The organism is Mycoplasma sp. 4013 (genome assembly GCF_054353875.1).
The window spans coordinates 117,115-132,537 of sequence record NZ_JBTHHK010000003.1; the positions used below are offsets into that span (position 1 = coordinate 117,115).

The window sequence follows — 15,423 nt, forward strand, 5'->3', positions numbered from 1 at the left end:
TTTATGAATTTAGTATCTCGGATGAACCATTTGATACTAAAATTCCTTTGTTTATAAATGGTTTAGGATTTTTTGAAAATAAATTTTCAAAAAGGTTGGGATAATCGATAAATGGATTTCTTAATCCATAAACTCGATATGTTTCGTTATTTCGATTGATATCAAAAGCATCAACAGGGTCTTTAGTATCTCAATTTAAATAAGTTTGTAAAAAGTGCGCTTTAATATTAGGAAATGTTTGAGTGAATATATTAGTTTCTTTATGATAAATACCGTTATCATGGTAAATTGTAATAAAATATAAATAACTTCGCGCTACATCACCTTTAAAAGTATCAATTACTTCAAAAACTTTTTGACCTAGAATGTTTGTCCCTAATTTTGAACCATTTTCAGTTGTTAATTCTACATTTTTTACATTATCATGTGGAAAATCAGCACGCTCTGAATTTACTTTGATATCAGTTGGTCATACAAAATTCGGATCAGAACGCATTGGTAGGTTTTTATTAAACCAACTTTGTGGAATTAAATGCTCACGATTTGTACCTTTTCCTTCGGTATTAGCAGAGTCTCCACCTTGATAACTTTTATATTCATAAGGATCTTTACCGTTTGGATTTTCTGAATAAATATCCAATAAAGAATTATCTTTTTCATAATATAAATCTATGAATGCTTTTGAATCCTTATAAAATTCAGGTAATTTCTTATATGAATCTTTATTTTTTAATTCATTTAAATGTGTTTTTTGCAGCTTGCTTAGGGCTTCTCAAAGTGCTTTTCCACTTTTTCCATTTGCTGCTTGATAATAATTATCTGATTTATATTTTAAATTTGATATATTAACTGGATTTGGGATTTGGATATTAATTTCTTGTTTTGGTTGTATCTGAACTGGTGTTGAAACTGTTTGAGTAGTTTGTTTTTGCACTTCAAAAACTATAGAAAAAGTATTATCTGAAAGTAATGTAACTTTTCCTTTGGAAATTTTAGCAACTTTAAAAAATAATTTAAATTGATTATTTTCAGCTGTATATCTTAAATAATCATTTGGTTTTTCGTTATTTTCTTGCTTTGGTTGTTTATCATTTACCATATTATATGTTTTATCTATATTGACATCAAAAATATTCCTTAAACTACGATTCCCAAGGTTTTTTCAGTTTAATGACTCATCTTTATTAAGTTTGATAATTTTCTTATTTTTCCAATCATAAACAATTTTTAAATCACTCGTAGCAACTTCATTTAATAAATCTTGCTTAAGCAATGAAACCATATCTAAATGACTTGAAACAAAGTTATCTAATTCATTTCCACTAAAATTTCCTGATTCAGATTGGACCTTAGGAATCTTATTTTCTGTCTTTGGTTGCTGTTTATTCATGGGATTTTGAGGGGTTTGTTGTTTTTGGCCTCCTGATTCCTTAGGGATGCTTATTTCAGATGGTTTTTGTGAATTTTTGTCTGTTTTTTCTTGTGTAGAATTGCTTTGACTATTGCAACTTGTTGCTATTAGGGTAGCAACTGACGCAATAGTTAAAAAAGGTAATAAAAATTTCTTCATAATTCTCCTTATTACATCTTAATTATAAACTTTTATAAGCAGATGTGATTGTTTTGATTAATTTTCCATATTATTTCGCATTTTAGTTAAATAATATAGACCGATTAATGCAGAATCATCACCGTGTTGATCAAAGATAAGTTTGACATCTTTAAAATGATTAGGATCACTAATTAATTTTGCTTTTTCAAATGCATCTGTTACAAAATCTTTTTGAGCAAGTGCTAAACTTCCACCAACATAAAAATCATGTGGAGCCAACAAAGCAGCACAAGTAGCAAAAATATTAGTTAATACATCAGACGCTTCTTTAATTAAATTCATGGCTTTAGCATCGTTATTTTTAGCTAATTCAAACACCTCTTTTGCTGAATTTGCTATTGATAATGCTTTTGCCTTGGTTTCAATACCGCTACCTGAACAATGTAACTCTAATGCATAAGGATTTTTAAGACGATGTTCTTGATAAAAACCGATTTTGCTTGCAGGTAGTTGGGCAATTTCTTGTGCATAATAATCACGTCCATGATAAATTTTATTATCTATAATCAGTCCTGCACCAAAACCTGTACTGATAGTAAAAAATTGACTTATTTTATCTGAATTAAATCCGTTTGCTTTTACATGATTTGCTAAGGCCATAACATTTGCATCATTTTCAAAAACAATATCAGAAAGTGTGCTTGTTTGCATAAGATAACTTCTTACATCAAAATTTACTCAACTACCTGCTAAGTTAGGACTCTTTAAAACAATACCTTTTTGATAATCAGATGGTCCCGGAATGCATAAAGCAAGATATTTAATTTCATATTTTTTGATTTGTTCGATTATTCAATCACAAGTTCTTTCCGCTGATCGATAATCAGTTTGTGTTTTGTTCTTTTTGATAATGTTTCCATATTTATCAAATAGAGCAAAGCGAGTATTGGTTCCGCCAATATCAACAGCAGCATATTCAGAATTTTGTAAATGTTCTTTCATATTTTAATTTTACTTCATTTATTTTAGATATTTAAAAGTTTCTTTTAAATATCATAAAATTCTTTATTTGCTTAAAAATATGTGAAAAACTGCATTGTAAATTAATAGTGTTCATAAGAAAAATAAATAAAATAAAAATTATGTTATTATTCTTTTGTGCTATAATTTATAAGCAATTAACGAATTGCCCAGGTGGCGGAATGGTAGACGCAAGGGACTTAAAATCCCTCGGTCGCAAGACCGTGCTGGTTCAAGTCCAGTCTTGGGCACCAGGATTGTGCGTCCTTAGCTCAGCAGGTAGAGCAAATGGCTTTTAACCATTGGGTCAGAGGTTCGAATCCTCTAGGACGTACCATTTCAAGTAATTGACCAAAGGCCTTTGGTCTTTTTTTATACAAAAATATGTCTAAACCTATATTCTAGACTTAAACATATTTATTTAGATGCGATAATATTATTTTTTTAATTTTAGGTATACTTTCAAATCATTGTTCATCAATGAATATATATGAATATTTAATATGTTTTAAAAGACGTTTTAAAAGTCTACCAACCTTTTGCTGATCTAAATAATTTTTATTTATTAAGTTCATAAATTCAGTATTTATTAGTTCGTTTTGTCTTTTTTGACTTTGCTGTATATCTTTACTATTAATAACATTCAAACGGTTATTTTTAATAAATTCTGGATTTTTAAGAATAATAAAAGCTAAAGTTGTTTTGGGTTGTGAATTTAGAATAAAATTCATCAGTGGTTTATACCATATGTATCATAAAAATTTTTGTTTTTGGTTAAAAAACTGCATTTTTTCAAGCACATTATGAGCAATAAGTTCTTCAATTAAATGTCGATCAATTACAGAACAATCATATTTTTGCATCATCTGCTGTTGTCTAAGTCGATCAGTAAAAAAAGTTCATTGATATTTAAAAGCATTATCTTTTAAATCTTTTAAACATTCATTATATGGTTTTATTATTTTACTGCGATCATTTAGAATTTTAAAATTATTAGGAATTCAAAAATCATCTAATTTTGCTATTAAAGTTGATTTTCCTGAAGCCCCCATACCGATAAATGCTATTGAAAGTTGCTTGTTTTTACTGATAAAAAATAAATATAAATAAATAATTTGATATATTAAAATTAAAAGTATTTTTGATATATCTACTATTTTTAAAGAATAAAAAATAATTGCAAAAATACTAGATAAAAATGTTAATATATATGAAAATCTGATTCCAAAAATTAACATCAAAATAAAGACAATATAAATGCTTTCTGATATACTAAAAATTACTTTCGATGCTGTATCATAGGTAAAAAAGTAATTTTTTAAAGTATCTTTAAGTCAAAAACCTAAAAAATAAGTTAAATTAAAAATAAGAATAAATAAAATTATTAAAAATAAAATAGAAATAATATTTAACCGATAATATATAAATTTATTTCCTTTATTAGTTTTATTCCATCTTATTAATTGTTTTAACATTGATAAAGTTAGAATAATAAAAGTTATTAAAGTAGTAAATAAGTTAATATAATTTTTATAAATTAAATGGAAAATACAATTAATAACAAAATAAATAATAAAGTATATAAACGATAAAATATTCCTTTTAGCACTATTATATAGTGCTAAAAGATAAATGATACTACTTAGAGCATAAATTATTAAAATAATTAATTCATAACTGTTATTATATATTTGTATTTGTTTTAATATGATATTATATAGCATTAAAAACACTATAATTGGATAAAAAAACAAAATGATTCATAAATGTCTTTTCAACATAATAAAATTATAATAGTTTTAAAAAGTTGTATAAATAAAAGCAAGTTAATTTGCTTTTACCAGTTTATAATGCTCATTCGATATTTCTTCAAGTAGTTGGTTATCAATCATTTTATCGATTACTGATTTTATTTTATTTTTAGTGTTCACAGTTAATGCTTTATTGTTAGTTCGTGAAAGAATTTCAGTGCTAATACCTTTAAAATCAAACACATTAGCATATTTAAATAGTGTCAAAATTAAATGTTGAAGTTCACTATTATGAATTTCATTTATCGGTCTGCGTTCATCATCTTCATCTGATTGTCTAAAGATGAATTTAAAATTTTCTGAATCAGGATAAACAAATTCATCAGAATCTAAAATCAAATTATATCTATTTATTATAGACTGAGCAAAATCCTTTACTTTATTTGTTGTAGAATTTTCTTCTAATAAAATTTTTACGAAGGCAAGGAATTTATTGAATGTTAATGCTCCTGATTTTTCAAAAATTTTTAGCAATATTTCCTTACATTTTAATTTATTTCTCAAGCTAGAATGTAAATTAAATTCTACTTTATAGTGTCTTGCACTTTTTTGTATTGGTCAATATTTTTCAAAAATTTCAACATTAGGAATTTTATTTTCTTTTAAATATGTATTTACTAATGATTCTTGATGGACATTATTTGCTATTTTAGGTATACCTGTTTCTTGTTGCGATTGATTTGTTTTTGACATTTCTAATTCTTTTAATTTATTTAATATTTTTTGAACTTCACGATCCGGATTATTAAATCAATCAGTAGACCAGATGCGATGGATTATCCAACCACGTGTTTCTAAGACTTGTTGCCTTAAGCGATCTCTATCACGAGTTGATTTAGAAGAATGATATAAAGCCCCATCACATTCTATACCTAAAATAAACTTGTTTGTTTTAGGATTTACAATTCCTAAATCAATTCGATACCCTGAAACTCCGACTTGGGTGCGAACCATCAAGCCTTGCATTATTAGTTTATCATATACTTGTTTTTCAAAACCTGAATCAAAATGTATACTTACATCACCATTATTACTATCGTTATCACTTAGATTAGAAATACCAAATTCTGCATTTTTAATAAATTGCTCTAAGATTTTTATCCCACGACTTTCACTACGGAATCAGTCTATTTGCGAACTTGTAAAATTAGAAATTATATGCATTCCAATTTTAGAACGAGTTATTGCAACATTTAAACGTTTATAACCTGAATTACTTCGATTTATTGCACCAAAACTTGTTCCAAAACGATCCTTTGAAATTCTTTTTGCTTCAATTATGAAGATAACAATATCTCTTTCATCTCCTTGAACTCCATCAATGCTTTTAACAAAAAATGGTTCATCTTTATTTTTTTCAAAGAAATAAGCTAATTCAGGATTGCTTTCTCTAAATTTTTCAATTTCTCTTTCAACTTTATCTAAGATATTAACATTAAATACAACAATACCTACAGAATACTTATCTCTATGAGTTTCAATAATATCTTTAAGAAGTTTTTTAGTTTCTTCAATTAATACAAAAATATCTTCTTTTTTATTAAAAGTATCATTTTCTGCATAAATAAAGTTTAATCCCTCAAATTTTTTAGGGTTTCTTGAGTTAGGAAAGGTTATTAAATCTCTATAAATCATTTGATTTGATGTATGAATTAGTTCTTCGAATTTTGAACGGTAATGTCATTTTAGTCTTATCGAATCATATCTAGAAGCAACAAAATCAAGTAACGAGTCGTAACCAGATGAAATATCTTCACTTTCTTCATCAATATAAGTTTCGGATATGAGTTGTTTTTCAAAGAAGTCGGAAGCAGGCATTTGTTCTTGATCACCAACTATTATAGCTTGTTTAGCACGAAAAAGTGAACAAATTGCTTTTTCAGGTTTTATTTGAGAAGCTTCATCAAAAATCACTGTATCAAATTCAAAATCAATATCTTTAAATAAATTTGATACCATTAAGGGTGATAATAATAAACAGGGTTTTACATCTAATATAAAGTTATATGCTTTTTCAAAGATTTTCTTAAAAGGTAAAAAATTTCTCTTCTTTTGACTTTCTGCTTTAATTATTCTATATTCAGGGTTATTTCTAGATAAACTGAGTTTATAACTTAAATATTCATCATTTTTTTGTTTAACTTTTTGCTTTGAAAATGAAAGACATTCGATTTCTTTTTCACGTAATATATCAAGGTGTGTAGATAGAAATTGTGCTTGATTTGTTTTTACTTCATTTCATAATATACTTTGAATCAATATTTGATAATTTTTGCGTAAATAAATTTCTTGAAAATAATTTGTTATTTTGTTATTAATAATTGCATTTACAAATGAATCTAAGTTTATATATTTAAGTTCACTTATAGCTCAATTTAATTCAATATATGGTTCCAATGTATCATAAAAATTTTTTTGTAATGTTTGTATTTTTGATATTAATTGTTGGTAATCATAATTAGCATAATCAATTTGTTTTTTATCAAAAAATGAGATAAAGAGGTTTCAATTTGAATAAAATTTTTCAAAATCATTAATCATCTGATTAATATATGATAGGTTAGTCAAAAAAGAAATATAACCATTACTTTCTGTATCATTAAATTCAATAATTTTATCAAAGACATCAATTAATTCATTTAGTTTGTCAACATCATCTATAACAGATACACCTAACTTATTTCAAATTTCTTTTATATCTAAATTATTTTTTAAATATTGTGCAACCTTTTTGTATAAATTTGAAATCCCTTTATCTTGCTTAGATAAAACTTTAAACGATGACTTTTTAAGTAATTTTTTAGCGTATTTTCATGCTGATGAAAATATTCTAGTTCATGAGTTTTCTATGCTAGGTATTTTACTATTAATTTCTTGTATCTTAATTTGTTGTATTACATTAACATCAACAAAATGCTCAATAAATTCATCTAATAACTTGTTATTTTCACTTTTCTTATTAAATATGGTTTTTAAATTATCATTAATTTGTATAAATTCTGCATAGTTTGCAAATTTATATAATTGAATGTTATATTTTGTATATAAATTAAGTTGCATAAATATTTTTTGAAAATTGTTAATAAAAATATTTGAAGGTTTTAATAAAATATTATTAAAATATTCATTAATATTAGCAAAATTGTTAATAAGGTTTCAAATACTCTCTTTTAATGATTGATATATTTGTTGGTTTTTCTGATTTATATTTAAACCATATCATACCGATGCTTGCATATCAAAATTTAATTCTTTATATGCTTTATAAAAACTATCTATTTTTTCAAGAATATTCTCATGTTCATTAAGTGACAATTCTGAGAAATTTCCTGTATAAAATTCTATATCAGGATAGTTTTCTAACTTATAATATTCAGAAATATATTCATATAAATTTAAGTTTTGTGGTTTTCTTTTTTTAATAAGTATTTCACCATATGCATCTAAAATGTCTTTGCTATTATTATGTTTTGCTAATAATGCATCAGTTTTTTCGCTATCTAATTCATAAAATTTTGAATTTTCTATCGATGTTATTATATCATTAAGTATTTTCCTTTTATTAAGATCACCATCATGAATTGCAACTACATATTTTTCTAAACCTATTTTTTTAAGATTATTAAATACAACTTGCAATGCTGTATTCTTTTCTGCTACAAATAGTACTTTTTTATTTCTTGCAATTAACTCAGTAATAATGTTAGTAATTGTTTGTGATTTTCCTGTCCCAGGAGGTCCTTGTAAAACAAATGATTTACCTTTAATAGCATTTTGAATCGCTACTTCTTGAGATGAATCAGCATCTAGTCCACGATATTCTGTATTAACATCAATATGTGAATTAATGTTGTCAGAATTAATGGAACTAATATCATAATTACTTAAATCTCCTTTACCTTGAAATCCTTTGTAGAAATTGCTTTCAATAATTTTTTGACTATTCTTTTGGATATCTTCATATATAACAATCTTAGTGAAATCAAATGTAGAAATATAGCAATAATCAATAATTTTTCATCTTGTATCGTTAGGATATGAATTCAATATTTTAGAACTGAGTTCTTGGTATTGGGTATATAAATCTAAATTCTCATCAAGATTTCACTCCACAAAGATACCAAAATCTTCTTTCAATTTTAATAAAAGTGATTCATTTATTATTACATTACTTGTGTCTGTAAATTCAATCTTTAAGATATTTTCTTGTTTTTTTAATGTAATTGGAATAAATAAAAGCGGTGAATAATGGAATACATCAGAGTTTGAATCTTCATATCATTTTAATAACCCAATAGTAAAATAAAGAATATCAATAGAATATTCGTTTTTAAAGGTTTCGACTTTTTTATAAATGTTTTTTAATCTTGCATCAATTTCTTCGGTTTCTGAATTTGTATAAAAAATATTCGACTTAGTGTTATATTGTATTTGTGAAGATTCGTCAATTGTTTTTATTTTGAATACTTTATTTTCTGTGTTTTGAAAAATGGATAAAATTTCTTGAAAGGTCGGATTAATAATTTGAATTTGTTGTTTATTTTTAGTTTTAAAATTTGTGCTTTCACCTAGTGGATCAACTTTAAAAGTTATTGCGTTATTTCTGTTCGATAAATCCAATAATTTTTGTTTTCATTTCCTAAGATTAACATCAATATTAGTTTGATTTTTCATAAATATTATTATAGTTTTTTTTTTTTTTTTGCGAAATAGAAAATAACCTATCTAAGTGATAGGTTATTTATCCTCTCTTTGGCTGGTAAATAAATCAAAATCATTTGCCTCATTTTCAACACCATCAACATAATTGAAATCATCTAGTTTTGGTAAATCACGTAAAGTAGAAATTTTAAAGTGATCATAGAATTTATTTGTTATCCCATATAATATTGGTCTACCAGGAGTTGGCGAAATACCAACCTCTTCAATCACACCTTTAACTAATAAAGTATTAATTACCTGATCAGATGCAGTTCCTCGCACTTTGTTAATTTGACTACGGGTTATAGGTTGTTTATAAGCTACAATTCCTGCTACTTCAATAGCAGCATTTGATAAACGATGTGGACGCACAACTGATACCATCTTAGTTATATATTCTTTAACACTTTCACGGGTAGCTAATTTATATATTTCATTGAATACTACAACTTTTAAACCACGATCTTCAGAGTTGAAATCCTTATGAAAATCTGCCATTACTTTTTTTGCTTCGTGTAAGGTATTTAAGTTAAATATTTCTTTAACTTGTTCTAAAGTAAATCCATCATCACCTTGAATATATAAAAGTGCCTCTAATATTTTATTCTTCATTGAATTTTTCTCCTCTGGTTATTGAAATTGCATCAAATTGATTATCTTGTTTGATTAGTAAATACTGTTGTCTTGCTAAATCTAAAACTGCAATTAAGGTAATAACAAAGTGATTTAAGGTTGGTTGATTAAATACCATTTCAAAAGTTAAGGTTTGGTGTTGTTTTAATAAATTCTTAATAAACGGAAATTGATCGGATGGTGTTAAATTAAACTTTTCAAGTTTGGTTTGTCTTAAATGCTGTGCATAAACTCTTTCAAACATCTTACGCAGAACATTAATTAATTTTATCGGATTTGAATGTCCATCAAGTTTTGCTGAATCACTGTCTTGAATGTATTCATCAATATTACTTGCTTTTTTAATATAAATATCAGCGCGCTGACTTTGAAATGTTTTTAAAGCTTCACGAACCTGACGAAACTGCTCATATTCAACTAAATCTTGAATAAACAATTTCTTTTCTTGTTCTATTTCTTCATCCACTTCATCAGGACCTTGTAGGATCATCTTTGCTTTTAGGTTGATTAAGGTTGTAGCCATTACTAAATAATCGCCAGCAATATCAATTTCTGCTTCTTTTAAATGATTAATGATTTGAATATATTGAGTTGCTAATTCGATTAAATTAACTTCCATGATGCTTATTTTCTTCGCTTTAATTAACTCTAACAACAAATCAAGTGGTCCATCAAAATCAGCTAATTTGAAATTATGCTCATAAGAATAGTTAAGATTTTTATTTTTTAATTTCATCAGTATATCCTAACTTTGCAGCAATCATATCTTTTGCTTTAGTTGCAATTATTGCTGGTTCCTTAGTAATATTAGTTTTGGCTTTTAAAGTAGTTAAAAATGAAACTGTAACTTTGATTCTGCCATGACGTTTGAGACTAAAAGCATCTAATGTATTTGAGATAGCAACAGGAATCACATCCATATATGTATTATTGGCCATTTTATAGATACCTGATTTAAAATCACCTAATTTCTCTTCTTTAATGCGGGTTCCTTCCGGAAAGACAATTCCAAAAGTTTTTTGATTTTTGACAAAATCAGTAAATTCATCTAATGTACGAAGACTATCGCGGATATTTTTGTTATCTATAAAAAATGAATCAAGTAGTTGCATTGATTTATAAATAGTTTTACTTTTTTTCAATCCTTCTTTACCAATAAATGTAGGGACACGAGGCTTATCAATAAATTCTTGATTTGTTTGTTCTAATGCAGCAATCAAAACTAAGGCATCAATATATGATTTATGGTTAGGGGTTAAAATAATTCCACCATTATTTGGAATATTTTCAATGCCTTCAATAGCCAAATCAATATTATAAATTTTAATTAATTTCTTAGCAATTTTTAGAATAAACTTATAGCGTTGTTCACGAGAAACTAATTCAGGTGTTTTTTTATACTTACGCAGCATTGAACCAAGTTTCAATCAACGACACAATCATGCTAAACATGTAGCAAGAAACTTAATTCTAGTATCTATTGTAAATTTCATTTATTCCCCCATATTAATTACAAAAGCAACCAATATATCTTTTTCATGCGAAATTGTAATAATAAAATCTTTAAAGATTCATCTATTATTTATTTTTTTTATATCAATTTCTTTAAATTTATAATATTGATTATCTGCTTTGAAAATAGCTTCCTTTATTGCTCAACTTCGTGCTAAAAATAATTGCTTTTGCTTTTGTTTAAGTTTATCAAATTTAACTAATTCATCTGCAGAAAGCAACCTATCAATAAAAGAATTACTTTTGTTTACAAACCTGGAAATATGTGTTATATCAACACCTATTTTCAATTTATTCATATCTTAAATTATATTATAAAATTAGGTTTTTTAGTGTATAAAAATAAGCTAATTTTAATATTTTTTGCTTTTAAATTTATGTGTTTTGTTATTAAAACACAACAATATTAATATTGTTGTGTATATTTTATACTCGATCACCATATTTTGTTAAAAGTGTTTTGTAAATATTTTTAGTTTGAGTTTTTGTTAAATTTTCATCTATAAAAATCTTTTTTTCTTTATTAAAAGTAATTACAGTTAATTTTACATCTTTGTATAAAAAGTCTTTTTCATATTGTGGTGAACTTTGATATAACCCAAAATCTTCCACATAATATAAGTCATTTGGACTAACTACATCAAATATTAAATGAGTATCTGATTGGTGTGTAGGATCTGGTATAAGATATTTTTGATTGTATTTGTTTTTATCGTTTGGATCATGTCAATATTGAGCTATAAGTAAATTATTTTCTTTAAAGAAAACTTCAAGGTTTTGGTTATTTAAAAAAATATTAGAAAATTTTTGTAAATTAAGTTCAAGAATATCTTTTTCATCTAATTTTCGAATATCAAAATCTAAACTATATTTTTTACTATTATATAGTTCCACAAATAATTTACGATCAAATTTATTAAGTATTTTTTTCTTTAGGTCATCTAGTGTCTCAATAATAAGGTATGGCTGCTTAAATAAAGGTATCTTATCTTTGTTTCAAAGATAACTTCAATACTTACCAAAGCGGTCTTGGTTAGATACTATTTTATTTTGCTTTTGATATCACTCGAGTAAATTATTAAATTCATTTGTGGCATTAATCTCTGCTTTATTTTCCGTCGGTTTTTTTGTTTCAACATTTGAGCAAGCAATTAAAATAGGTGCAATCATTGATACAGAAACAAATAATATCAATCACTTATGATGCTTCATTTATTTTACCTCATATTTTTTTTCAAGAAATTCAAAGAGATCTATAACTTCTTGCTTAGTTAAGTGATCATTTACAATCGGATTAATTTTAATATTTTTATTTATTACAGCAGAATCCATAAATGATGCACCTCCACTTGCAGGTTGGTAATACCTCGCAGGTTGCAATTGTCCAGTATGTACTTTAATAAACGAGATTTCATCAGGATTACTTCTAGGATTATATATCAAGTAATCTATTTGGGAATAGTCAATACGATAGCGAGCATGTCAAGATGTAGAAAGAACCAAGTTTTTTGTCTTAAAAAATTCATCTATTTTTTGATTATATAAATATTGTTCTTCGAATTTTTGTTCATTATACTTATTTATTTGCTCTTGTGTCATATTATTAGGATTAATTTTTCAATAATCATTGATATTAAAATCCCTCTCTTTTTCATTTAACCTTAAAAACATATTGTATATTTTCTTATAAAAATCTAGTGAAAACCTACTTAAATAATCATTCCGAACTTGATTGGAACTTGTAAATATTGTAAAATTATTCTTTAATAAGGTTTCAACACCATACCCACCATTATTTTCACCAGATTCTCATTTTAACATAAAAAAATCATATGGATTTCTTTTTATATTAGTTTGGGTTTGGTAAAGATCAAGTAATTCAGCAAATCTTAAACGATAATCAATATTTTCATTGTCGTAATTTATAGAAACTTTGTTACTAGAGCAGGATAAAGCTATTAAAGAAGTTGATAAAACAGAAGATGCTAATATAGTTTTAAATGTTCTTTTCATTTATCAAGATACCAAATATGTCATTGCAATATTATCATCAATAGAATTTTCAAATAATGAATCTTTATATTTTACTACCCTTGCTCGATATAAACCTGATATATTTGCATTATGGATTATAAGTTCATCTGTTGAATCTTCTGTAATTATTTTTTTAATTTGCTTTCAATTCCCATTTTTATCTTTATATTCTAAAATTAAATCATAATCAGAATATAATTTTTGTTCTTGTCTTTTTAGGGTTTCATGTAATTTAAGTTGGCTGTCGTTTTTATGTGTACCACTTCACACTAAATCTGCAATTCCTGTTCCGATTGCAAAAAATGGAATTAAATATAGATATCAACTAAAATTCGAACTTGGTTTATTTTCTTTATTTTTAAGCAATCCAGCATTGAATAATCACGAACTTGCTACTCTTATGTTTTGTCCTTTATAAGCATAAAATTCTTTTGTTGCTAACACAGTTCCGTTTGTTTTTTTATCAATATTAGCAATTGTTAGATTATCAAACGCTTTAAGCATCTTTTCAAAATTAGGAATACCAGCTCCATATTTTAGTGAGTACCCATTACTTTTATAAGCTATATCATTATTATTCGGAATTCAAGATGCCACAGCTAAAATTGCTTTAATTGCTTGAATTCTATAATTATCATTATTAATTAAACTTTTCTCTCTTAATAATGTAGATATCAACCCTGAAATAATTGGTGCTGCATAACTTGTACCAATTTTATTATATTGACTATCACCATAACCCAATATTTTTCTTTTATATAAATAACCTGGTGCAACAACATTAGGTTTTGCTAAGTTTTTATATTTATCAAATAATAGATAATTTGAATATCGGGCAATATTATCAGATGATATTCCACGATATGAATCATATTCTAATGCTCCGACTACAATATTGTTAATTGATAATGATTTTGAATTTATTCATTCATTTCCTTTGTCACGGTTATCATTATCATTCCCGGATGCAAATACATTTATAATTCCATATTTTCTTGAAATACTATCCAAAAGTAAGTTATTTTCATTATATTCGCTACCTAATAAATCATAAATCGATCCATAACTATGATTTATAACTTTTACACCATTTTTAACAAACCATTCAAGGGCGCCTTCTCATTCTTTATCAGTTTTAAAACTACTAAAATACATTTTAGCGTATCTGTCAAATCCCTGACTACCAGCTGCAATCAATGGAACCTCTTGAGAATGATGGTTTAATTCAAGATTTTTATTTGTTATTAGAACCTCATAACCTCTGTTTAAAAAGTCATTATCCATAGTTTCATCAAATTTTCCACCAACTTCTAAAATTCCAATTTTAGATGTGGGTATATAACTTCTATGATTTTCTCGCTCTTTTTGTTTAATAAAATCCATAAACAAATCATTATTATTATTTATTTTTCTATAAAGTTTATAATATGGATCATATTGATTACTATTGCTTAGTTGTACAACACTTTGATCAAAAAGAACAATTCCTAATATTGAATCAAGTTTTTGTATTTTTTCAACAAAATTTTTTCGTTGTTCTTCGTTTTCAAAATAAAATCAAACAAACGGTGCTAACGAAGAAGTTTTAACATCTTTAAAAATTAGATTTGATTTTTTGATTTTTTCAATGAAATCTTGGTTCTTGTTTTTTAACAAATCCTCCAAATCATTTTCGCTGTTTTTGTCAAATTCATGTTTTAAAATAATTTTCAACTCGAAATTTTTAAGTGAATTAATTATAGTCGGATCAGAAGAACTTGTCTTTATTCTAAAATTCCTCACTTGAAATTTATTATTATGATAATTTTCAAATCATTTAATATCAGATTTTCCTTTTTCTTTAACTGAAAAAATCACTGTAGATGCTAAAACTAATGCAGTCGTAGGTAAAGCTCATAATAACATCTTTAATTTACTAAATCTTTTCATTATCAATTCCTTTCAGTTTTTATTATTAAAACAATATACTTATAATGTTCTAAATATAATTTCTATCATTATTTTAACATAAAAGCATATTTTTGTAGAAATATTCGTAAATTGAATAAAAAAATGCCCCTTAGGCATAGTTCTTTGAAAACTGAATAGTAATTATAATTCATTAAAATGTCTTGAATACATTTACTTTTAAACCTATCAATTTATTAGTAATGGTCAGCT

Annotated in this window: 11 protein-coding genes and 2 tRNA genes; 2 read left to right on the top strand and 11 right to left on the bottom strand. The window is 25.6% G+C overall.

All coding sequences use genetic code 4. From position 1 onward, the window contains the following. Window position 1: 1 nt before the first annotated feature. Window positions 2–1,570, bottom strand: coding sequence for an endonuclease (locus tag ACXYRO_RS01825; RefSeq protein ID WP_458614133.1), 1,569 nt, complete (start codon window positions 1,568–1,570; stop codon window positions 2–4). Between the two features lie 57 nt (window positions 1,571–1,627). Next, window positions 1,628–2,554 (bottom strand): ROK family protein, encoded by a 927-nt coding sequence (locus ACXYRO_RS01830; RefSeq protein ID WP_458614134.1) that lies wholly within the window; start codon window positions 2,552–2,554, stop codon window positions 1,628–1,630. 186 nt (window positions 2,555–2,740) lie between these two features. Between ACXYRO_RS01830 and ACXYRO_RS01835 the strand changes: the two genes are divergently transcribed. Then, window positions 2,741–2,826 (top strand) — tRNA-Leu (locus ACXYRO_RS01835). A 7-nt stretch (window positions 2,827–2,833) separates the two neighbouring features. Further along, a tRNA-Lys gene (locus tag ACXYRO_RS01840) sits at window positions 2,834–2,909 on the top strand. 70 nt (window positions 2,910–2,979) lie between these two features. Here the strand turns inward: ACXYRO_RS01840 and ACXYRO_RS01845 are convergent. The 9 genes from ACXYRO_RS01845 to ACXYRO_RS01885 form a co-directional block, all read right to left on the bottom strand. After that, complete coding sequence (locus tag ACXYRO_RS01845; RefSeq protein WP_458597537.1) at window positions 2,980–4,047, bottom strand: hypothetical protein; 1,068 nt, start codon at window positions 4,045–4,047, stop codon at window positions 2,980–2,982. A 351-nt stretch (window positions 4,048–4,398) separates the two neighbouring features. Beyond that, the gene (locus tag ACXYRO_RS01850) at window positions 4,399–9,057 is read right to left on the bottom strand and encodes a DUF4011 domain-containing protein (protein ID WP_458614135.1); all 4,659 of its coding nucleotides are present in this window, start codon (window positions 9,055–9,057) and stop codon (window positions 4,399–4,401) included. 63 nt (window positions 9,058–9,120) lie between these two features. Beyond that, window positions 9,121–9,696: an SMC-Scp complex subunit ScpB gene (gene scpB, locus ACXYRO_RS01855; RefSeq protein ID WP_458614136.1), complete on the bottom strand. Its 576-nt coding sequence runs from the start codon at window positions 9,694–9,696 to the stop codon at window positions 9,121–9,123. Next, window positions 9,686–10,453, bottom strand: coding sequence for a segregation/condensation protein A (locus ACXYRO_RS01860; RefSeq protein ID WP_458614137.1), 768 nt, complete (start codon window positions 10,451–10,453; stop codon window positions 9,686–9,688). The genes scpB and ACXYRO_RS01860 overlap by 11 nt, the downstream gene beginning before the upstream one ends. Then, complete coding sequence (locus tag ACXYRO_RS01865) at window positions 10,437–11,210, bottom strand: lysophospholipid acyltransferase family protein (RefSeq protein ID WP_458614138.1); 774 nt, start codon at window positions 11,208–11,210, stop codon at window positions 10,437–10,439. The genes ACXYRO_RS01860 and ACXYRO_RS01865 overlap by 17 nt, the downstream gene beginning before the upstream one ends. Continuing rightward, the gene (locus ACXYRO_RS01870) at window positions 11,211–11,528 is read right to left on the bottom strand and encodes a 4'-phosphopantetheinyl transferase superfamily protein (protein WP_458597541.1); all 318 of its coding nucleotides are present in this window, start codon (window positions 11,526–11,528) and stop codon (window positions 11,211–11,213) included. It lies immediately after the preceding gene. A gap of 127 nt (window positions 11,529–11,655) precedes the next feature. Next, a complete protein-coding gene (locus ACXYRO_RS01875) occupies window positions 11,656–12,441 on the bottom strand; it encodes a hypothetical protein (protein ID WP_458614139.1) in 786 nt (261 codons plus the stop codon). After that, entirely contained in the window at window positions 12,442–13,242 is an 801-nt protein-coding gene (locus ACXYRO_RS01880) for a hypothetical protein (RefSeq protein WP_458614140.1), read from the bottom strand. After that, the gene (locus tag ACXYRO_RS01885) at window positions 13,243–15,192 is read right to left on the bottom strand and encodes a S8 family serine peptidase (protein ID WP_458597544.1); all 1,950 of its coding nucleotides are present in this window, start codon (window positions 15,190–15,192) and stop codon (window positions 13,243–13,245) included. Window positions 15,193–15,423 lie beyond the last annotated feature (231 nt).